At 46.3% G+C, this 21,324-nt stretch carries 16 protein-coding genes; 4 read left to right on the forward strand and 12 right to left on the reverse strand.

The annotated features are described in order from the left end of the window. Positions 1 to 8 precede the first annotated feature (8 nt). The 9 genes from lepA to ABXT70_RS12275 form a co-directional block, all read right to left on the reverse strand. Entirely contained in the window at positions 9 to 1,808 is a 1,800-nt protein-coding gene (gene lepA, locus ABXT70_RS12235) for a translation elongation factor 4 (RefSeq protein ID WP_443640748.1), read from the reverse strand. A 178-nt stretch (positions 1,809 to 1,986) separates the two neighbouring features. Further along, positions 1,987 to 2,460, reverse strand: coding sequence for a Spy/CpxP family protein refolding chaperone (locus ABXT70_RS12240; protein WP_443640749.1), 474 nt, complete (start codon positions 2,458 to 2,460; stop codon positions 1,987 to 1,989). A gap of 166 nt (positions 2,461 to 2,626) precedes the next feature. Then, a complete protein-coding gene (parE, locus tag ABXT70_RS12245) occupies positions 2,627 to 4,525 on the reverse strand; it encodes a DNA topoisomerase IV subunit B (RefSeq protein WP_443640750.1) in 1,899 nt (632 codons plus the stop codon). Positions 4,526 to 4,652: 127 nt separating this feature from the next. Next, positions 4,653 to 5,411: a metallophosphoesterase gene (locus ABXT70_RS12250; protein WP_443640751.1), complete on the reverse strand. Its 759-nt coding sequence runs from the start codon at positions 5,409 to 5,411 to the stop codon at positions 4,653 to 4,655. Beyond that, complete coding sequence (locus tag ABXT70_RS12255) at positions 5,408 to 6,034, reverse strand: NUDIX domain-containing protein (protein WP_443640752.1); 627 nt, start codon at positions 6,032 to 6,034, stop codon at positions 5,408 to 5,410. The genes ABXT70_RS12250 and ABXT70_RS12255 overlap by 4 nt, the downstream gene beginning before the upstream one ends. 22 nt (positions 6,035 to 6,056) lie before the next feature. Further along, entirely contained in the window at positions 6,057 to 7,541 is a 1,485-nt protein-coding gene (hemG, locus tag ABXT70_RS12260) for a protoporphyrinogen oxidase (protein ID WP_443640753.1), read from the reverse strand. Positions 7,542 to 7,573: 32 nt separating this feature from the next. Further along, positions 7,574 to 8,281 carry a thiamine ABC transporter ATP-binding protein gene (thiQ, locus tag ABXT70_RS12265; RefSeq protein WP_443640754.1) on the reverse strand — a complete coding sequence of 236 codons (708 nt, stop codon included), beginning with the start codon at positions 8,279 to 8,281 and terminating at the stop codon, positions 7,574 to 7,576. After that, on the reverse strand, positions 8,274 to 9,881 hold the full coding sequence (thiP, locus tag ABXT70_RS12270) for a thiamine/thiamine pyrophosphate ABC transporter permease (protein WP_443640755.1): 1,608 nt from the start codon (positions 9,879 to 9,881) through the stop codon (positions 8,274 to 8,276). Before thiP ends, thiQ begins: the two co-directional genes overlap by 8 nt. Beyond that, positions 9,878 to 11,167: a 3-deoxy-D-manno-octulosonic acid transferase gene (locus ABXT70_RS12275; protein WP_443640756.1), complete on the reverse strand. Its 1,290-nt coding sequence runs from the start codon at positions 11,165 to 11,167 to the stop codon at positions 9,878 to 9,880. The genes thiP and ABXT70_RS12275 overlap by 4 nt, the downstream gene beginning before the upstream one ends. 64 nt (positions 11,168 to 11,231) lie before the next feature. On the opposite strand from ABXT70_RS12275, the gene ABXT70_RS12280 reads away from it, so the two are divergent. Further along, complete coding sequence (locus tag ABXT70_RS12280) at positions 11,232 to 12,305, forward strand: glycosyltransferase family 4 protein (RefSeq protein WP_443640757.1); 1,074 nt, start codon at positions 11,232 to 11,234, stop codon at positions 12,303 to 12,305. Here the strand turns inward: ABXT70_RS12280 and ABXT70_RS12285 are convergent. Beyond that, the gene (locus ABXT70_RS12285) at positions 12,291 to 12,650 is read right to left on the reverse strand and encodes a diacylglycerol kinase (protein ID WP_443640758.1); all 360 of its coding nucleotides are present in this window, start codon (positions 12,648 to 12,650) and stop codon (positions 12,291 to 12,293) included. The two genes, ABXT70_RS12280 and ABXT70_RS12285, sit on opposite strands and share 15 nt — an antisense overlap. Next, on the reverse strand, positions 12,651 to 14,432 hold the full coding sequence (gene msbA, locus ABXT70_RS12290; RefSeq protein ID WP_443640759.1) for a lipid A export permease/ATP-binding protein MsbA: 1,782 nt from the start codon (positions 14,430 to 14,432) through the stop codon (positions 12,651 to 12,653). A gap of 135 nt (positions 14,433 to 14,567) precedes the next feature. On the opposite strand from msbA, the gene lpxL reads away from it, so the two are divergent. After that, positions 14,568 to 15,485 carry an LpxL/LpxP family Kdo(2)-lipid IV(A) lauroyl/palmitoleoyl acyltransferase gene (gene lpxL / locus ABXT70_RS12295; RefSeq protein ID WP_443640760.1) on the forward strand — a complete coding sequence of 306 codons (918 nt, stop codon included), beginning with the start codon at positions 14,568 to 14,570 and terminating at the stop codon, positions 15,483 to 15,485. A 28-nt stretch (positions 15,486 to 15,513) separates the two neighbouring features. On the opposite strand, the gene glnE is transcribed toward lpxL, so the two are convergent. After that, positions 15,514 to 18,432 carry a bifunctional [glutamate--ammonia ligase]-adenylyl-L-tyrosine phosphorylase/[glutamate--ammonia-ligase] adenylyltransferase gene (glnE, locus tag ABXT70_RS12300; protein ID WP_443640761.1) on the reverse strand — a complete coding sequence of 973 codons (2,919 nt, stop codon included), beginning with the start codon at positions 18,430 to 18,432 and terminating at the stop codon, positions 15,514 to 15,516. A 179-nt stretch (positions 18,433 to 18,611) separates the two neighbouring features. On the opposite strand from glnE, the gene ABXT70_RS12305 reads away from it, so the two are divergent. Next, positions 18,612 to 19,892, forward strand: a complete 1,281-nt coding sequence (locus tag ABXT70_RS12305; RefSeq protein ID WP_443640762.1) for a sensor histidine kinase — start codon at positions 18,612 to 18,614, stop codon at positions 19,890 to 19,892. A gap of 84 nt (positions 19,893 to 19,976) precedes the next feature. After that, positions 19,977 to 21,305, forward strand: coding sequence for an amino-acid N-acetyltransferase (gene argA, locus ABXT70_RS12310; RefSeq protein WP_443640763.1), 1,329 nt, complete (start codon positions 19,977 to 19,979; stop codon positions 21,303 to 21,305). Positions 21,306 to 21,324: the final 19 nt, after the last annotated feature.

The raw sequence follows: 21,324 nt of genomic DNA on the forward strand, positions 1-21,324 counted from the left end.
CTAACAGTTTAGTTATCTAGCTTAAGTACGGCTAAGAATGCATCTTGTGGGATTTCAACACTGCCCACTTGCTTCATGCGCTTCTTACCTTCTTTTTGTTTCGACAAAAGTTTCTTCTTGCGACTAATGTCGCCACCGTAACACTTGGCCGTTACGTTTTTACGCAAGGCTTTAACCGTGGTACGAGACACAATATTGCCACCAATGGCAGCCTGAATCGCAACATCAAACATCTGTCTAGGAATCAGTTCTTTCATTTTCTCACATAAAGCTCTGCCACGGGACTGGGCGTTATCGCGATGCATAATCACCGCTAAAGCATCCACCCGCTCACCATTAATAAGAATATCCAAACGCACTAGTTTGGCCTCTTCAAAACGCACAAAGTTGTATTCTAAAGACGCATAACCACGGCTCACAGACTTAAGACGGTCAAAGAAATCTAAGACCACCTCACTCATCGGCATGTCATAGGTCAACGCAACCTGAGTGGCGGTGAATTGCATATTCTTCTGCACGCCACGTTTCAACACACACAAAGTAATGACGTTACCTAAGTGCTCTTGTGGCACTAAAATATTAGCTTCCACAATAGGTTCACGCATTTCTGCCACACCACCCATATCAGGCAGTTTTGATGGGTTATCCACATAGACCACTTTACCGTTATTGAGCTCTAGTTCGTAGATTACAGTGGGCGCCGTAGTTAACAAATCAAGATTATATTCACGTTCTAAACGCTCTTGAATAATCTCCATGTGCAACATGCCCAAGAAACCACAACGGAAACCAAAACCTAAGGCATCAGAGCTTTCTGGCTCATAAAACAAGGAGGCATCGTTCAGGCTTAGCTTAGCCAAGGCTTCACGGAAATCTTCATAGTCATCAGAGCTAGTAGGGAACAAACCAGCATATACCTGGGGCTGAACTTTCTTAAACCCAGGTAGGCTTTCAACGTCAGCAGTTTTAAGGTGAGTTAAGGTATCGCCAACTGGTGCGCCATGAATGTCTTTAATACCAGCAACCACATAACCCACTTCACCAGCTCTTAAGATGCCAGTTTGCGTGCGCTTAGGGGTAAAAATACCAAGATCTTCTACGCCATACTGTATTCCCGTAGACTTCACTATGATTTTATCTTTCTTGCGTAACACGCCATTCTTAATACGCACTAATGACACAATGCCAAGGTAGTTATCGAACCAAGAATCAATAATTAGCGCTTGTAGTGGCTTATCTTCGTCACCAATGGGTGGTGGAATTAATTCAATCAATTGTTCCAGCACGGCTTCCATGCCTAAGCCACTTTTAGCCGAGGCTTCAACTGCGTCACTGGCATCGATGCCAATGACTTCTTCAATTTCTTGCTTTACCTTGTCTGGATCGGCTTGAGGCAGGTCCATTTTATTTAACACGGGTACCACTTCTAAGCCCAGTTCTAGTGCCGTATAACAGTTGGCAACAGATTGCGCTTCTACGCCTTGTGCTGCATCCACCACTAAAAGTGCACCCTCACAGGCTTCTAAAGAGCGAGATACTTCGTAGGAAAAGTCTACGTGTCCAGGAGTGTCAATAAGGTTAAGTTGATAGATTTTGCCATCTTTACTGGGGAAATCCAAAGTCACACTTTGAGCTTTAATGGTGATGCCACGTTCGCGTTCAATATCCATGGAATCCAGCACTTGCTGCTCCATTTCACGATCTGACAAGCCGCCACACATTTGGATAAAGCGATCTGCAATAGTGGACTTGCCATGATCGATATGAGCGATAATGGAAAAGTTGCGGATCAGGGAGTTGATGGCCATGCGATGACTTCCGAGTTACCCCCACTAAGAAACCAAGAGCAGGGGTGCATAAAAGAGCGGAATTATATCCTAGTTGAAGCCAAAAAACCGCAGCAAGGCCACCTGCTACGGTTTTGTTAAAGCCATTTATGGTTATTTTTACTGGCTAATGTGAGTGATCACCTTTTTTGTCACGTTTTTACATATGCTCTGCTCGTTTGTCAGCCATCTCATCACGCATGACTTGATATTGTTCTACCTGCTCTGGCGTTAGCACATCCACAATTTGCGCTTCAACATTGGCGCGCTCAATTAAACGCTGCACCATGTTCTGGCCGTGCAAAGTGCCAATCGCTGTAGCCTTAGCAATGTAGGCATCGGTGCCAGACTCTAACTGCCTTAACTCTAAAAGCTGCGCCACCATAGCTCGTTGATCACCTAACGCGCCTTGATGCTGACTTTTCATGATGTGCTTGATAGCACCTTCTTGCGCTTCTGTCAGGTCGAGTGACTTAGCGATCCTGCGAACCATTTTGTGGCCCTGTTTGCCGTCCTTGTACGCGTGACTTTTTTGATCAGTGTGCTGAGTGTCGCCGTGATGGCAGCCTTTACCATCTGCCATTGCCATTGATATACCCACCAAACCTACCAGCACTATAGTTGGTACGATCATTAAGCTGCGCTTGATATATGTTTTAATGGTCTTGCCCCTAGCTAAGTAGTCTCCCTAATGGGAAGGCTCTATTATAGGGGTCCAACTGCAAGGGTGGGTGCAGACACTGCAAAAGAGTGCAAAGATAACGTTGGTTTTGTGACAAGATCACAGGCACCATCTAAATTTAGTCCACTTGGGCTAAATTGCCTTTTTCTTGCAACCAGGACTTACGATCGCCTGAACGTTTTTTCGCTAACAGCATATCCATCACTTCCATGGTGCCGTCACCTGCTTCTAGGCTAAGTTGCACTAGCCTCCGACTATCTGGCTTCATGGTGGTTTCTCTTAACTGAGAAGGGTTCATTTCACCCAATCCCTTAAACCGCTGAACATTAACCTTGCCGCGCTTTTTCTCAGCGGTAATATGATCCAACACACTTTGTTTTTCGTTTTCATCAAGGGCATAAAATACTTCTTTGCCAATATCGATACGATACAAAGGTGGCATAGCCACATACACATGGCCTGCAGCGACTAGTGGTTTAAAATGGCGCACAAACAAAGCACATAGTAGCGTGGCTATATGTAAGCCATCTGAATCAGCATCGGCCAAGATACAAATTTTACCGTATCGTAACCCATCTAAATTGTCAGCACCTGGGTCTACACCCATAGCAACAGCGATATGGTGCACTTCCTGAGAGGCCAATATTTGCCCAGAATCAACTTCCCAAGTGTTGAGAATCTTACCCCGCAAAGGCAAAATGGCTTGAAATTCTCGCTCCCGTGCTTGCTTGGCAGAACCACCAGCAGAGTCACCTTCCACCAAAAATAGCTCACCACGGCTAACATCGGTACCACTGCAGTCAGCCAATTTTCCAGGTAAAGCCGGACCTTGGGTGATTTTTTTACGGATAACTTTTTTGCCAGCCCGTAAGCGTTTTTGAGCATGGTTAATCACCAGTTCAGCTAACAATTCGCCTTCGTCCGTGTGCTTATTGAGCCATAAACTAAAAGCATCCTTCACTTCACCAGAGACGTAAGCCACAATTTGGCGTGAAGAAAGTCGCTCTTTTGTTTGGCCAGAAAACTGTGGATCTTGCATTTTTACCGACAATACAAAGCAGCAACGGTCCCATATATCTTCTGGGCCAAGCTTCACACCACGAGGGAGTAGGGCCCTAATTTCACAAAATTCCCTCAGTGCCTCCAGCAAGCCGCTACGCAAACCGTTCACATGAGTGCCACCCTGCGAGGTTGGGATCAGGTTGACATAACCTTCTTGGGTTAGGTCTCCACCTTCTGGCAACCACTGCACTGCCCAGTCCACACCTTCAATTTCACTTTTACGGCTACCTACAAAAGGCGTTTCTGGTAGGCAGTTATAACCCTCATTAGCAGCTTGCAGGTAATCGTCTAAACCCTCCTGGTAATACCATTCATGTTTTTCTTTAGTAGCACTGGTTAAATCTAAAAAGGTTACTTTTAAGCCACTGCATAACACGGCCTTAGCTCGCAACACATGCTTAAGCCGCACCACAGAAAATTTAGCAGAGTCAAAATACTGTGGATCAGGCAGAAAAGTAACACTGGTACCCGTGTTACGCTGGCCCACGGCATCCACTACCTCTAGCTCGCTGACTTTATTGCCACTGGCAAAAGCAATGCGGTGCACTTCACCATTACGTCGAATTTTCACCTCTAGGGCCAAGGTCAAAGCGTTTACAACAGAAATGCCCACACCGTGTAAACCGCCAGAGAACTGGTAGTTTTTGTTAGAAAACTTACCCCCTGCATGCAAGCGTGTAAGAATGAGCTCCACACCGCTCACCCCTTCTTCAGCATGCATATCTACCGGCATACCACGACCATTGTCAATAACTGTAAGTGAGTGGTCACTATGCAGAATCACATCGATTTGGTCAGCATATCCAGCTAGCGCCTCGTCCACTGAGTTATCAATAACTTCTTGGGCAAGATGGTTCGGACGGGTGGTATCCGTATACATACCCGGACGTTTTTTAACTGGGTCTAAACCACTTAATACTTCAATGGAATCCGCTGTGTAGTTGTCTTGTGCCATGAATTGCTTCACCGATAGTGTCATATTAGAGTTAGCGACAATCTAACATCTCATCGCTAAGGTGTAATAGTAGCAGTAATTGTTTAACTAGCGAGACGTTTTGCGCGTGTATATAAAAATTTGTGTTTTAGACCTTGGGCAACCGCTGTATTGTAGTTTGCATTTGGCCATCAGCTGCGAGGGTAAGCAATCTTAAACCCGGACCAAGTTCCGCTTGCACCTTAAACTCTTGTTGCTGACAAGTAAATTGCACCGCACTAGAAGGCGTAGCAAGAAAACGCACACTACCTATTATCTGGTCAAATTTTTGATGTATATGGCCACACACCACGGCCTTCACTTGGGAGTGCGATGCAATTAAAGCGTTGAACTGCTTGGCGTTACCCAACATTATATCGTCTTGATATAGGGAATTGACCGGCATCGTATTGTGGTGCATAAACACACACACTGGCAGCTGCGAATCACCCTCCAAAACCTGCCTAAGCTCTTCCATCTGAATAGAAGACACGCTACCTCCGCCAATGCCATCTGGCTGATCCGTAGTATTAAGCACCAGCAACCGCCAATGGTCATAGTCTAACACCCGCAGTTGTTGCACTGGCTGACCGGAAACGTGTTGCATAGTGTCACTGTTGTCATGGTTGCCAGCCAACCAAATACACGGGTAAGCTAGGCTACTGAGCTTTTGTTGCAGCCGCCGGTAAGCCGCCTCACTACCAAAATGGCTAAGGTCTCCAGTAAGCATTAACAGATCGACTTGGGCATGATCCTGCAGCCAAGACAAACACTGGTCTAAATGAGCATCAGCATCGACACCCTCGTAGTGAGTTAAGGCATCAGCTTGCAGATGGCAATCGGTAATTTGTGCGATGCGCAAACTCATAGGCTGCCCCACTGGGTTTTAAGTCTTGGGTAATGTAATTGTAACCATTGTGCAGCAATAATGGTGGCCGCGTTAGTCAGCCTACCTTGCTCCAACATCTGCCATAATGTCTGGCGCTCGATCACTTGCACTTTAATGTCTTCACCTTCTGTAGGTAAACCGTGCACCCCTCCTAACTGGCTGGCATCGACAGGGGCACAATAAATATCTAAGCTTTCATTACTACCTCCTGGAGTGACAAGGTATGTGCACACTAACTCCAAGTCACTTTGGGCAATGATGGCGCCAGACTCTTCCTTGCATTCTCGCACAGCCACTTGTTCGGAGGTTTCTTGAGTATCAATCATGCCAGCCACCATTTCGAGCTGCCAAGGGCCATTATCATGGGTCATACCCCCCACCCGGAACTGTTCAATCAACACTACCTGATCTGTCTTGGCATCGTACATAAGCACGGCCACCGCCGGCAACCGCACAACTAATTCCCGTTGCAGTTCTTGGCTCCAACCACCCTTGAACAAACGATGCTGCAGCTTTAGTTTTTGCACTTGATAGAAACCTTGGTATACGGTTTCTTGATGAGCTATTCGTACATCTGGACGTTTAAATGTGGGTTTATACATGGCTTAGATAAAGTCCTGTTATTTATGTTTCGGCCAAAGTCATATTGCCGCTCACAGTTTTGGCTAATAGCAGGGCGTTTTCAACGCAATCACCTAAAGCCACACCATCACGCCAATTACTACGCATATACAAGCCAGGGAATTGAGCTAACACCTCATCGACTAACGCCACCTTTTGCAAATGACCCAAGTCATATTGTGGAATAGCCTTTGGCCATAAACTTTCTTCATGCCATAAAGGTTGCCCCTCAATACCAAGGTAAGGCGATAACTCGTGCAAAACCAGTTCTACCCTCCGCTGGGGTGTTAAAGTCATAGCCTGTTGCCCACGGCCACCGCCAATAAATACCGTGATGAGGTGTTGGTTATCTGGACAGCGCTCAGAAAAAATACTTGAAGGAAATAATACGCCTAAGGTCTGCTTGTTCTCTTTAGTGGGTAACAAACACCCAAAACCATCAAGAGCATGCTTAATTTGACGCTTTTCAAAGGCCATGGTGATACTTGCCACAGCAGGGTAATCAATATCTCGTAAAAACTCTTTAGCTCTAGCGAGCAAGGCTTCATCGGCAGTGGCTAAATCATCTATTAGCCGTGCCACTTGAGCCGCTGGCACAGCCAGAACAACCTGCGATGCCTGCCAAATTTGATCACCAGATCTTGCCTGGTACCCAAACTCGGTGCTATAGGTCAGGCTATCCACTTGGGCATTTAGCTTTACCGCTGGCCCAAGTTGCTGAGCCAGCACCTTGGGCAGTTGGTGTAAACCACCAGCAAAGCTCATCATAGCCCCGTCTAAAGGAGTAATCCCCTGTTCCTGTTGAAGTTTTTCCTGGCGCGACTTAGCTTTCATTTTAGCAACGCCGCCGACAATCATAGAGCCATATTCAACTTCTAGGGCGTAAACTTTAGGCACCGCAGCTCGTACAGATAGCTTCTCAGGATCACCTGCAAAGACACCCGAAACAAACGGGTCAATCATCCAATCCAGCACTTCATGACCCAGCCGGCGCCTGACGTATTCAGCAATACTCTCTTCCCGCGTGGCCTTGCCAATAAAAGGTTCAAACAGCACCCTTATTTTTCCAGCAATACTCAACACCCGGGTAGTAAGGGCGCCAAAGATGCCCATAGGTAAGGCTAGCATACGGCCTCTTTTGCCAATAAACCGCTTGTGAGCAGTTTTCTTTGCCAGCACTATATGAGGCTTTAGTCCGGCCTGCTCTATAAGTTGGGCCATCGCTGGTCGATTGTTGATAAAGGAGTTGGGGCCACGCTCCCACTGACAGCCATATTTTTGCACCGTTTGTAAGTTACCACCTACTTGATTTCCTGCCTCCAGCACAGTGACAGAAAAGCCTTGTTGCTGCAAAAACCAGGCACTTGCTAAACCAGAAATACCCGCACCAATAATGAGCACATGATCAGCTTGTTCTAACTGCTCAGGAGCTTCTGGAAAAGGCCCGGCACTTTGGCTAGTGGGCAATGCTGTATCAGTGTTATGCATAGTTTGAGTCATCTTATGGCAATATTGTAAGGTTAGCAGCTTTGGCCTAAATAGGCTTTGATATGACTGTCCTTTTGTTGCAAAAAATCTTTACTCGGTCCTTGCCAATGCACTCTTCCATCAGCAATAAAGACTACAGTTTCAGCTAGTTCTAAGGCATCTTTGGGCTCGTGAGTGACCAGTAGCACGGTGAGTTGATGTTGCTGACTTAGGCCTTTAACCAACGCCGCCATCTCCTGCCTTAGTGCCGGATCTAATGCACTAAAAGGCTCGTCTAACAATAATAACGGCTTGCGCCGGACCAAAGCGCGGCCTAATGCCACCCTTTGCCGCTGACCGCCCGAAAGCTGCTTAGGCAAGCGGGAACCCAGACCTTTTAAACCCACTTGATCCAGAGCGATTTCTACTTGATCTATTTCATCCGCCGTCAGCCTAAGGCTTGGGCGTATGCCTAAAGCTAGGTTATTAAACACCGACATATGGGCAAATAAATTATGTTCTTGGAACAAGCTTGTCACCGGCCTTTGCGCCGGGTCAAGTTGATCCACACGCTGGTCACCAAGCAAAATTTGTGCAGCATCAGTTTGAGGTTGAATAAATCCAGCCAGCAAGTTGAGTAAAGTAGATTTACCAGACCCACTGGCGCCCATAATTGCCACCACTTGGCCTAAAGGAATCTGCAAATCATAACAAAATTGCTGCTCACCTAAACGACAACTTACCTGTTTAAAGTTAATCACTGGAGCCTCCTAAAAGACGCTCTAAAATCACAAAAATCGCCAGACATAATCCCAACAAAACCAAGGCAGTGACACCCGCCGCATCACTTTGGTAGCTCCCCAAACGTTGATACATCAGCAACGGCAGGGTTTGGATATCTGGGCTACCAAACAAAGCTACCACTCCTAAATCACCTGCAGACATAGCCGCCACTAAAGCCAAAGCTAAGCCAATTGGCTTGCGTAATATAGGCCACTCAACATGTCTCAATCGATACCAACCTTGTACCCCTATGCTGCTGCATAGGCGATCGTAATCTCTACCAATTTTAAGGTAGGCTACGGATAATACGCGTAACATATAAGGCAGCCCCATTAAGGCGTTCACCAGCACAACAATATAAAGGTTAATAGCAAACACGTTTACATGGGGGCTTAATCCTATGAATAAACCCGTCGCTAATACCAGAGGTGGCACTACCAAAATGACAGAACCCATCCATTCCACAGCCAGAGCAGCAGCGGCATAGCGCTCACGCCAATGACGCTGAGCTAGTAACAAACCTGAAGCCATTAGCAGGCTCAATAAGGCAGAACTCAAAGCCACCCACAAACTATTACTGAAAGCATTCCATAATCGAAGGTCAAGCAAAACGTCTGCCCAAGCCGTGTTAATACCTGCAATCACTACAGCCAACAAAGGCAATAATACCAACAAAGTAGCCAACAGTAGCACCAACGCATCACTCACAACACCTAACAATGGCTTGAGGTCTGGGCGCATATTTTTGGCCGATGTTTCGAGACTGGTGAATATATCGATGGGCCTTCCTAGGCGCAAACCAGCCCACAAAATAAGCCCACAAAACACTATCTGTAACAGGCTCAAATATACAGCTTTAGCAATATCAAAATCGAACCGTATAGCTTGAAAAATAGCCACTTCAATAGTGGTGGCTTTTGGCCCGCCGCCTAAGGTCATAACAATAGCAAAACTCGTGAAGCACAAGGCAAACACCAATGCAGCTAATTGTGGCAATACACCTTTTAGGTGAGGCCACTCAATATGGCGCCACAGGTCCATTGATGTCATCCCTAGCTGGCTTGATAAACGCCAAGTTTCGGCGTTTATTGCATCTAATCGCTGCAATAGAATACGTGTTGCCAATGGTAGGTTAAAAAACACGTGGGCCAACAAGATCCCCGTTAAGCCGTAAACGTAGCTGTGGGGTTGACCACCTAACCATAGCCAGAGTTGATTAAAATAGCCATATTTACCATGTAACAAAATAATGCCAAACACTGCAATAACACTAGGCACTACTAACGCCACGCTAAAACACCGCAACAATAACCAGCGACCCACAAAAGATTGCCTACGAGCTAACGCGCGGGCCACTAGTACAGCTGCAGACAAGCTAATGAAAGTAGATAAACACGCCTGCCACCAAGAAAACCAAACTACACGCCAAGTATAGGTGTCAGTCACATAGGCCAACCATTGCGCCTGGCCTAGATAAGAAGTGAAAGCACTCATGGCGAGCAGCAACGGTAGCAACACCAGACAAAAGCTAATGCTACTAAACCAGAACCAGCGCCTCAATGACAATACTTTGGTCACTCGCCTAATACCTGTTCCAGAGTCGCTTCTATAGCCAATAAGTGGCGTTTAAGTGCACCTTTTTGCTTATCAACCAAGGCTGCGCCTGCCGCTCCCATGGTATCTCTTAACGACTGGTCAGTTAATAGCTGGGTAATATCTTCTAACAAACACGCATTAGTTGTCACTCGTAAGCCTTGAACTTGTTCTAATTGGTCACACACTTGAGTGAAGTTAAAACAATTAGGACCCATAAGCACAGGCTTACCTAGAGCAGCTGCCTCTAATGGGTTATGTCCCCCCGTGTCAGCAAGGCTTCCACCAACAAAAACCACATCTGCTCGGCGGTAAAAATGCATCAGCAAACCCATGGCATCAACTAATAGTATGCTTCGGGGGTGCGCCTTATGCACATCAACATCAACCACACCTTGATAATTAATTTGACTATACCTTAACCAAGGTAGACCTGATTGCTGACATAAGTCAGCCACTTCGTCGAATCGTTGTGGGTGCCTAGGCACTAGCACCAAGGTCCCTCTAATCTGTGGTGGAAGCTGCGCCCATGCTTGCAATAAACTAGCCTCTTCACCACTGCGAGTGCTACCACATACCCAACACAGACCTGCAGGCACTGCCGCCGATGTGATATCTATTTGACTATCGGGGATCACTAAATCATATTTTAAGCTGCCCAGAACTGACACCTTAGAAGCCTGCGCCCCTAGGTCTAAAAAACGTTGACCCCCTGCTTGATCTTGCACTAACAATTGAGTCAGCTTTTGCAGCATGGGAGCCACTAACCAAGACAAGCGACCATATGCCTTTGCAGAACGTGCAGACAAACGTCCATTCACCAAAATAGTAGGTATTTTTTTTCTGGCACAAGTGGTAATTAAGTTAGGCCATAGTTCCGTCTCAACTAACAACACCGCGCGAGGCTTAACTCGCTGCAACATGAGCCAGTTGGCCGCACCAAGATCCACTGCTAGGTAGGCCCAGCTTACACGGTCGTTGTCGGCAAACAACTGCTGGCAACGTGATTGCCCAGTAACACTAGTAGTAGTCACTAGCACAGGGAGTTTTAGGTCACTAACAATGGCTTCTATTAGGGGGGTAATTGCATTGAGTTCGCCCACGCTTGCTGCGTGAACCAAGACAGGTTGATGCTGCTTTTTGGGCAACCAGCCATAACGTTGCCAAAAACCACGACGAAATTCAGCGCGGCGCCAAACAAACAGCAGATGAAATACAATACCAATTGGTAAAGCTAAATAGCATAAACAGGTATAAACGAAGAGTGCCACGGGTACAAAACAACCTTTTGTTTGTTAAACTAATGTTAACTCTTATTTTTAGACGCCCACAACAATGAAGATCGTCAACCTGATATCCGGTAAAGACTTAGGCGGACCTAAGCAGACTTTTTTGCATTACAGTGACAATTTACGCCAATTAGGCCATCAAGTCACTTCTGTCATCCGCCCAAAGGCACAATTAGAACCTCTGCTAAAGCAACGTAAGCTAGATTACTTACTACTCGATTACCCACGCACTCGATTACCACTGTTAAAAACCGTCGCTATCAACCGACTCAAGCAGCTATTTTCACAACAAAATGCAGATCTTGTGATTGTCCACAAACCGATTGATGCCACACTGGCACGGGCTGCATTGCCTCAAAACTGTCAACTTATTCTGATTTTACACAGCTACACTGCTACCGGCATTAATGCCGCTGACGTACTCATTTGTGTCTCTCCTGTGCTCGCTGAGTTTGCCCGTGGGCAGGGCTTTACTGGCACTTTAGAGGTGATCCCAAATTTAGTTGAACTGAACCCTATCGAACCCACAAGCCGCCCACCCAAGCCAATCCCAGTGATTGCGACTATGGGCATCCTCCGGCGCACTAAAGGCCAAGACATTCTATTGCAGGCTGCAGCTATCCTGCGTCGTCGCAACATTGAATTTAAATTAGTCATTGCTGGTAAAGGTCGTTGGCATAAAAAAATAAACAAGTGGATTCATCAATTCGATTTGAACGCTATCACTCAACGCTTAGATTGGATTAGTAACCAAGACCGGGATAATTTTATTGATGCTGTGGACATTTTTTGCCTGCCGTCGCGGGGTGAAACCTTTGGCATGGTGGTGATTGAAACCATGGCTCGCAAACGTCTTGTGGTTGCCACTCGTTGCGGAGGCCCACAAGGCATTATTGAACACTTAAAAAATGGCTTATTGTGTGACATTAACGCCGAAAGTCTAGCCGACACACTGGCCCAAGCTATCGCACTAAAAGCTGACAGTTATCAGGCTATGTGTGAAACTGCCTATGTCACGGTTAGGGACCAATACAGCCCTGCGATCGTGCGCCAACAAATAGCAGCTATGTTGCAACAACACGTTACACCCAACCTGCCTCACACGCTAAAAGAGCACTAGTAGCCAAACCAGTGCGCATTGTATTAAGGCTAAGAGAACCGCCGCAGAAGCTACATCCTTGGCCACAGCAGACCAATGGTGACGTTCATCTCCATGACGATCTATAGCCGCTTCGACTGCCGTATTGATTAATTCAGTGATGAGCACAACAAACAAACTCATCACCAATATGGCACTTTCTAAATGGGTTTCTGGCCACCACAAAGCCAAGGGCAACATCACTAAAAAGGCCAAACTCTCTTGCTGAAAGGCTGTTTCATTACGCCATGTGAATGTCAGACCGTGCCAAGAGTAGCCACACGCTTTAGCTAAGCGCTTTACACCGTTGAGTTTATCATTCGACACTTAGACACCCTTAACTGATTGAAATTGTAATTGATGGAGATGGGCGTACAGTCCGTGTTGGGCAATAAGCTGCTGATGACTGCCTTGCTCCACCAATTGCCCTTCATCCATCACTAGAATTATATCTGCCTGCTCAATAGTTGAGAGGCGGTGGGCAATAACCAAAGTAGTCCGACCTACCATTACCTCGTCTAATGCCGCTTGTATGTGACGTTCAGATTCTGTGTCTAGCGCCGAAGTGGCTTCGTCGAGCACCAACAAGGGCGCATCCTTCAATAGGGCTCTGGCAATAGCTATACGTTGCCGCTGCCCGCCAGACAACAGCACACCAGATTCACCTACCAGGGTGTCTAAACCCAAATTCATACGATCTGTAAACTCTATCACTCGGGCAGCCTTCGCGGCCGCCATAATGCGCTCATCGCTAGCATCGTGCATGGCACCGTAGGCAATATTCTGCGCAATGGTGCCATTAAATAACACCACTTGCTGATTAACCAGTGCAACTTGGCGACGTAAATCGATTCGGGAAAGGTCTTGAATATCGTCTTCATCAAGCAAAATTCGCCCACCTTGGGGCTCATAAAAACGTAGCAGCAAATTCACTAAGGTAGACTTGCCACTACCAGACCGTCCCACCAAGGCGACCACCTGCCCTGGTTTAATAATAACATTGACCTTCTTCAACAAGGGCTGCTCGTCATAGCCGAAGTCTACATTTTCAAAGGTTACTCGACCGTTAGCTCGAGCTATTGGTTTAGTGCCCTGATCTGTTTCTGGCGTTTCATCTAGCAGGGCAAAAATGCTCTGAGATGCGGCAATACCTTGCTGCAAAATACTATTGATTTCTGTCATCGAACGTAATGGTTTAGTGAGCATGCCTGAGGCGGTGATGAATGCGATAAATTGCCCCGCACTCATAGTGTTAATTATACTTGGATGTAGCGCCAAATAAATTAAACTAGCCATCGCTAGCGCCACGATCATTTGTACCAAGGGCGTAGAAATAGACTCCACCAAAGCCAGCTTCATAGCCTGCTGCCGATTGTTATTACTCGCAGCCGAAAAGCCTTGTCGCTCCTGTTCTTGCGCACCAAACACACGCACCACTTCATAACCTTTAATAGCCTCACTGGCACTGGCTGTAACTTGCCCCATACTGTCCTGCAAATTAGCACTTATATTTCTAAAGCGCTTGGAGGCTTTATTCACCACCCAGCCAATAAATGGGCCCACGGTCAAAAATACCAGCGATAGCTGCCAGTTTAAATACACAATATAGGCTAGCAAACCAACAATGGTAAGCCCTTCACGGACAAATATCTTTAGTGCATCAGTTGCTGCGCCAGTGACTTGTTCTACGTTAAAGGTAAGCTTTGACAATAGGGTTGCCGATGAATTACGGTGGTAAAATCTCGCAGGTAGCACCAATAGCCGATCAAATATGTCTAAGCGTAGCTGGTGGATCACCCGTCTGGCCACGTAGGTAATACCGTAATTGCCCAAAAAGAAGCCTATGCCACGCACCAAAAATATCACGAGTACTGCAGCAGGTATGATAATGCGAGCAGCGCCGTCGCTATTCTCAACACTATCAACCATATATTCCATTAGGCTGGCAAAAGCTGGCTGGGTTATTGCAAACAGAACAAAACCAACAAGACTAACGCAGAAGATTAACCCGTGCTGTAATACATAGCCCAATAAGCGTTTGTAGGCACTCCAAGCACCTAAAGTTGGTTGAGCGCTGTTAGTCGTGACGGGACCTACCGGCTTACTCATTTATTGTCCTTGTATTAGATAGAACGCTAGTTTCTCTAGCTGGCATCGCTAGCTCAGTGTAAACTAACACTCTGTTATCAATTAAATTAGCGCTTATCGGCGCCAATTTATCCCTTAATTCAAGTCGAATTCTATATGCTATCCGACAAACCATCGTTAACCAAATTTTACGCTGTTAAATACTGGCCCATTTGGTTTGGTTTAGGCTGCATTCGCTGCATCATTGCTCTGCCTTGGGCATGGCGCATAGCAATGGGTCGAGCGCTTGGTTGGCTATTGTATCAGTTATCTGGCCGCAGAAGATTCATTGCCGAAACCAATATTGGCCTCTGCTTTAGCCATTTAACGGCTGCAGAACAACGGCATATGGTACGCCAAACTTTTGCTGACAATGGTATCGGCATTATTGAGACCTCGATGGCGTGGTGGAGTTCCCGTAAAACGCTGAGTCATCGAGTGTCTATCGAAGGCGGGAAGTTAATTGAACAAGCACAAGCACAAGGTCGCGGTGTGCTATTGGTAGGTGCCCATTACACCAGTCTTGATTTAGGTGGAATTTTATTGGCACCTAGTTACCCATACTATGCTACTTACCAACGCCATAGTAATGCTTTAATAGATAGCATCATTCGCCGCGGGCGGTTAAACCATTTACCAGGCATGGTAGAGCGAGAAGACATTCGCCAAGTCATGCGATTACTCAAACAAGGGGAGATAGTATGGTTGGCGCCGGATCAAGATGTTGGCCCAGATCGCTCGGTATTTGCGCCTTTTTTTGGTGTAGAGGCCGCCACCACTCCTATTGTTAGTCGCTTAGCTGCGGCTACAGGGGCTAAGGTGTTGCAGTTTAGTCATCACCGCACCCATCAAGATCAACGTTATCTACTCACAGTATCAGACAGCCTAGCCAACATCCCTAGTGGCGACCTTGTCGCAGATGCTGCAGATCTAAATGCCGCTATTGAGGCGAAGGTGCGGCTGAAACCCAGCCAATACTTGTGGTTACACCGCCGCTTTAAAACGCGCCCAGACAATAGCCCTAAGATTTATTAAAGGCACAAATTATAACCCCTTAGGGCTATTAAGAGCACATCATAGTCGCCCATATAGCCTTTACTTTTTGACGCTGTTCACGCAAATCATCAGTAGACACTTCACCAGCTTGATTCTGCAAAGTAAGGCGATGTTCAACAGCTCTCATAGTCTGGTAGGCCTCACGTAAATCATGGGCTTGAGACACTGTCAGAATTCCCTGTATTTCAAAACCTTCCAAAATACGAATGTTGTCAGTGTAGGTAAGTAATTTTTGACATCTATGGGCGTGAGCAAGCACACCATACTGGACCATGAATTCAATATCGACGATACCGCCCTCATCATGCTTAAGGTGAAATTGCGTAGTCAACCCATCTGCATCGGGTTTACTGGCCAGCTGTTGACGCATTTTTTCTCGCATATCAATAACTTCTTGTTTTAAATCGGCTTGCTGTCTAACTTGGCATAACACTTGTTTACGGACTTCTATAAAGTCCGTAGACAGTTTGTTGCTGCCAGCAATTGGCCGAGCCCGTACTAGGGCCTGGTGCTCCCATGTCCAAGCCTCGTATAATTGGTATTGGGTAAAAGCGGCCAAAGTGGAGACCAATAAACCTTTAGCACCGTCTGGCCTCAGTCGCATATCCACTTCAAACAGCTGTCCTGCAGCAGTGACGGTATTTAAATAGTTGATGATACGTTGGCCGAGGCGAGTAAAAAACACACTGTTGGCTACAGGTTTGCGCCCGTCAGTTTCAGTTTGAGAAGGCATATCATAAATAAACACCAAATCTAAATCCGAACCATAGCTGAGTTCCCAGCCGCCTACTTTGCCGTAGCCCACGACAATAAAGTCGTCACTAATCCCTTGTTCATTTTGTGGGTTGCCGTGACGATCACTGAGCTCTCGCCATGCTAAATGTTTTACCTGTTCAACCACTGCTTCGGCTACATACGTCAGTTGATCACTGACCTTCATTAGCGGCAAACGGCCAGTCACTTCTTGAGCTGCAACGCGCAATAAATGGGCATGTTTAAAGTGCCTAAGGGCTTCCATTAATTGTTCGGTATCATCTTCTGGTAGGCGTAAGAGGTTTTGCTCTAGCTCTTGCTTTAGTTCGATCGCATCCGGCACATTGAACAAGCTATTGACGTCCAACAACTCGTCAAGCAACGAGGGCTGACGAGCAAGAAAATCTGCAAACCATGAGCTGGCAGCACAAAGCTCAACCAACAACCTTAAGGCTGCTGGGTTTTCTAGCAGTAAAACCAAATACACAGACCGCCTTAAAACAGCTTCAATAAGCACCAGCACACGGGATAAAGTGAGTGCTGGGTCGACTTGTTGCGCCGCTATTTGTAAAATTTGAGGCATTAATTGAGCTAAGCGCTCTTGCGCTACTGGCTGCATCGTTTGCGCTGGGCGACTTTGGTGCAACGCCCAAAGATGTTGCAGAATATGGCTGGCATCGGCAAACCCAGCTTGGGTTAATATATCCTGCCATTCAGGTAGTAATGTAAGCTGGTCAGTTTGCCGAGCACTGTGGGATATTTCGGCCCACAATTGACTTAATTGATGATCTAGTCCTTGGTGCTCGTTATTGTCCTTTAAAGCCACCACCAGTTCAAACTGTTGATGAATGAAATCTCTAGCGGTATTAATCTGCGTTTGCAAACTGTGCCAAGAAGAAAACTCTAGAGCAAAAGCCAGCCTTGCTTGTTCGGCCTCTTGGCTGGGTAAGTCTTGCGTTTGGTTATCATGTACCGCCTGCAAGGCATGCTCGACATCACGCAAAAACCAATAGTATTTACGCAACCTTTCTACATCAGCTAGTGCTAAACCTGCCGTCTCTGGCAACAGGTTTAACACCACCATTAAACTGCTCGTTCGTAAACGAATATCCCGGCCACCTCGAATTAATTGGAATGCTTGGGCAATAAATTCCACTTCACGGATACCACCAGTGCCCAATTTAACGTTTTGCTGTAAACCGCGGCGGCGAACTTCACTAGCAATCATTTGCTTGAGGCTGCGCAAGGATTCAATAGCACTAAAATCTAAGTACCTTCGGTATATGAATGGACGTAATAGCTCCAACAGCTGCCTACCTTGGGCCTGATTTCCAGCTACAATCCGGGCTTTAATAAACGCATATCTTTCCCATTCACGCCCTTGCTGTTGATAATAGATTTCCATGGCATCAAAACTCAAAGACAAGGCTCCACTCTTACCATAAGGCCTTAGACGCATATCTACCCGAAACACAAAACCATCGGCAGTCACCACATCAATGGCCTGAATTAAGCGCTGCCCTAGACGAATGAAAAACTGTTGATTATCCAAGCTGCGCCGGCCACCTTGGGTTTCACCACCAGCAGGAAAACTAAATATGAGGTCTATGTCAGACGATAAATTGAGCTCCCTACCACCGAGTTTACCCATGCCTAACACCACTAATTCCTGCGGCTTTCCGTCATGGCTAGTGGGTTGGCCCCATTGCTTAACACAGTCGTTATGCAACCACTTCAAGGCCTCGTCCACACAAACGTCTGCTAGGTTAGATAGCTCTTCTACTAATTGCTGACTCGTACCCAAACAACAGCGATTACGCCAAATCAAGCGCACTTGATGGGCTTTTCTAAACTGTCTCAAGCACTGGTGGAGATCCGTTTCGCTAGCGACCTTAACCATAGTTTCAGCTAACAGAACCTGCAATTGATCTTTCAAAAAAGCTGCCGTGAGGAAGTCGTGGTCTAGTAAATGTGGGTTAAGCAAAAAAAGCTGTACTGAAAATGGGCTTGCAGCAATGACATTAATAAGTTGTAGTTGTGTGTCAGCGCGTTGCCATTGGGCATCGTTAGCTTGCTCCATAAGCGCTGCAAAGCGCTGCAGGACTTCGTCTTGCAGCGCGTCTGGTAGGGCGTCAATTACGTGTTGATTTTCGGGCGCCACAACAATCGCCATAAACATTCCTCCCAAAAATAATCTTCACGGGGCCAAAAACAAGTAAGTAATCGTAGCCTAGGGTGGTTAAAGTGTCATTAGGGTTACACAGAAAACCTAGACCCTAACGGAAAAATTCACTTATAATCAAGTTATACATTATTTTTGTGCCATTAATTCGCCTGTAACTAAAGTACGCCATGACAGAATTACACAATCAAATGACCGACGTGACCGCCCCTAAAGATGCAGATGTGTCACAGTTACAAGCAGACCTTAAGGATGCGAATGATATTGCATTTATGGCTTTGCGTGCTAATGGTGAGCTTGGTGTAGTCATTAATTTTCTTGAAAACAGCTTTTCGTGCAAAGATCATGTTGCGGTAGGTCAGCTGATATTCAAAGCTATGCGTGCGTTTGGTCTATCGTCTGCATTACAGCTTAGGGTTGAATCTGGCACGATCAATATTTGTGACCAAGAATTTAATGGCCAAGAACAAGAGTTTCAGTTCCTCAGTCGATTAAAGGACAAAGGTCGCTTATTTGACTTTGGCGAACACACTATTATTAACTATGAGCACATCAGCTTACTTGTTCGCAATATGCCCCTGGATCAACCGGATCGACACGGCCGCGTCAAAGATAACGCAGCAGTATTGCTCAATGGTGCAGAAGCCCGCATAAAAGCCATTGAATCAGATGCTAAGGCCGGTCGTTTTAAATCTGAATTTTTGGCTAATATGTCACACGAATTACGCACACCAATGCACGCTATCTTAAGCTTTTCCAACATGGGCCATTCGCGCTTGCACAAAGTCGAACTGGAAAAGCTTGGCCATTATTTTGACCGAATTCGGGGGGGTGGTAATCGTTTACTACGGTTGTTAAATGACTTGTTGAACTTGTCTAAATTGGAATCTGGCAAGATGGAATTCCTCATGCAGCAGGGCAACCTAGTAGATATTATTAAACGCGCAACTGAAGAGGTAGAAACGCTCATTACCGATCGTGAATTAACAGTTGTTATCGAAGCCACAGACCTCAACACTATCACTTATTTTGATAAAGAAAAAATTCTTCAAGTGCTTATTAATTTACTTTCTAACGCTATAAAATTTACCCCAATTGGTAAGCAAATTACTATTTTCTTTGACCCGCATATTAGTGCTCAACCCAATGTACAGCATGCCGAAACGGATTTGTTGACTGTCGTGGTTGATGACCAAGGCTTAGGAATTCCTCAAGAAGAGGAAACCACCATATTTGACAAGTTTATTCAGAGTAGTAAAACCAATACTGGAGCTGGTGGTACTGGCTTAGGTTTATCCATCGTAAAGGAAATTATTAACGCTCATAATGGTTACATCGCAGCTACTGGCAACCCTGATGGCGGCGCCCGTTTTCGCTTTAGTTTACCCATCATTACCCATCTAGATGAGGAAATTAAAGCTGAGCAAGTACCTGAGGTAGACTTTTTCTAAATAAGTCCTCTTTGTGTGATTGACAGAAGGGCCGCAGCGCGGCTTAATAGTACCTGTCTCAACCCATAACTATAGGTAATTAAAGTGATCGAAACCAATCAGCAATATGTGAACTGGTTCCGTCACTCTGCACCTTACATCAATGCTCACCGTGGTCGTACTTTTGTCATTTATTTACCTGGCGAAGCCTTGGCCCATGATAACTTTGCCCATACCATTCACGACATTAACCTCCTCAATAGCTTAGGTGTCAAGCTGGTTTTAGTGCATGGCAGCCGCCCACAAATCCAAAAGGCTTGTGGCGAGGCAGCTATGGAGAGCCAGTTCCATAACGGCTTACGCATTACCGATTTAGATCAGCTGGCTTTAGTGCAGGCCACAGTTGGCCGCCAAGCAATGCAACTAGAGGCGCGTTTTTCTATGGGTTTGGCAAATTCACCCATGCAGGGCTCTCGCATTCGCACTAGCCGTGGTAATTTTATCACTGCTCGCCCCATTGGCGTAAAAAATGGGGTTGATTTTGCCTACACTGGTGAAGTTAGAAGGGTCGATTCAGAAGCCATTGGTAAACAGCTTAATGATGGCAACCTTGTGCTCATATCCTGTTTAGGTTACTCCCCTACAGGTGAAACCTTTAACCTAGCTGCAGCCCAAGTTGCAGGCCGTGTGGCTGCCAGTTTACAAGCTGACAAACTTATTGTTTTTGGCGCCGACAAGGGCATCAGTAACTCTCGCGGCGAGCAGGTTGTTGAGTTACTCACCCGGGCTGGCCACCGTTTAGTCCACCAACATCAAAGCAGTGGTGATAGTTGGACTGATTTATCCATGCATATTGACGTGTTGTCCAAAGCGTGTGATGCAGGGGTGGCACGGGGCCACTTATTAAGCTACCAAGAAGACGGTGCCTTGCTCAGTGAGCTCTTTAGCCGTGACGGGTCAGGCACCATGGTCATCAAAGAAAGCTACGAACAAGTTCGTAATGCCTGTATTGATGATGTGGGTGGCATTTTGCAACTGATTCGCCCACTAGAAGACGATGGGGTCTTAGTACGCCGCTCCCGTGAATTACTAGAGTCCGAAATTCATTATTTTAGCGTGATCGAGCGAGATGGTGCTACTATTGGCTGTGCCGCCCTATACCCTTTCGATGATGCACGCCAAGGAGAGCTCGCCTGCATGGCTATCGACTCCAACTATCGTGGCGGTGACCGAGGCCAAGTGTTATTACGCCACATAGAAAAGCAGTCTAGCCACATGGGGCTACAAACCCTTTTTGTACTTACCACCGCTTCCTCACACTGGTTTATAGAAAATGGTTTTGTTGCAGCCGACTTAGCCGAACTACCTACCAGCAGGCAGTCGTTATACAACTTTCAACGCAGTTCAAAAGTCTTTAGCAAAGAATTGCTCTAACCACTTTAACAACATTTAT

The sequence above is a fragment of the Candidatus Njordibacter sp. Uisw_039 genome (assembly GCF_047730075.1).
In the GTDB taxonomy this organism is placed as follows: Bacteria; Pseudomonadota; Gammaproteobacteria; order Pseudomonadales; family Balneatricaceae; genus Njordibacter.

Excerpts from the sequence above, each read along its gene's own strand:
- glnE (WP_443640761.1), bottom strand. The coding sequence starts at position 18,432 with ATGGCGATTGTTGTGGCGCCCGAAAATCAACACGTAATTGACGCCCTA.
- ABXT70_RS12305 (WP_443640762.1), top strand. The coding sequence starts at position 18,612 with ATGACAGAATTACACAATCAAATGACCGACGTGACCGCCCCTAAAGAT.
- ABXT70_RS12240 (WP_443640749.1), bottom strand. The coding sequence starts at position 2,460 with ATGATCGTACCAACTATAGTGCTGGTAGGTTTGGTGGGTATATCAATG.
- ABXT70_RS12280 (WP_443640757.1), top strand. The coding sequence starts at position 11,232 with ATGAAGATCGTCAACCTGATATCCGGTAAAGACTTAGGCGGACCTAAG.
- msbA (WP_443640759.1), bottom strand. The coding sequence starts at position 14,432 with ATGAGTAAGCCGGTAGGTCCCGTCACGACTAACAGCGCTCAACCAACT.
- lpxL (WP_443640760.1), top strand. The coding sequence starts at position 14,568 with ATGCTATCCGACAAACCATCGTTAACCAAATTTTACGCTGTTAAATAC.
- hemG (WP_443640753.1), bottom strand. The coding sequence starts at position 7,541 with ATGCATAACACTGATACAGCATTGCCCACTAGCCAAAGTGCCGGGCCT.
- ABXT70_RS12255 (WP_443640752.1), bottom strand. The coding sequence starts at position 6,034 with ATGTATAAACCCACATTTAAACGTCCAGATGTACGAATAGCTCATCAA.
- ABXT70_RS12250 (WP_443640751.1), bottom strand. The coding sequence starts at position 5,411 with ATGAGTTTGCGCATCGCACAAATTACCGATTGCCATCTGCAAGCTGAT.
- lepA (WP_443640748.1), bottom strand. The coding sequence starts at position 1,808 with ATGGCCATCAACTCCCTGATCCGCAACTTTTCCATTATCGCTCATATC.
- parE (WP_443640750.1), bottom strand. The coding sequence starts at position 4,525 with ATGGCACAAGACAACTACACAGCGGATTCCATTGAAGTATTAAGTGGT.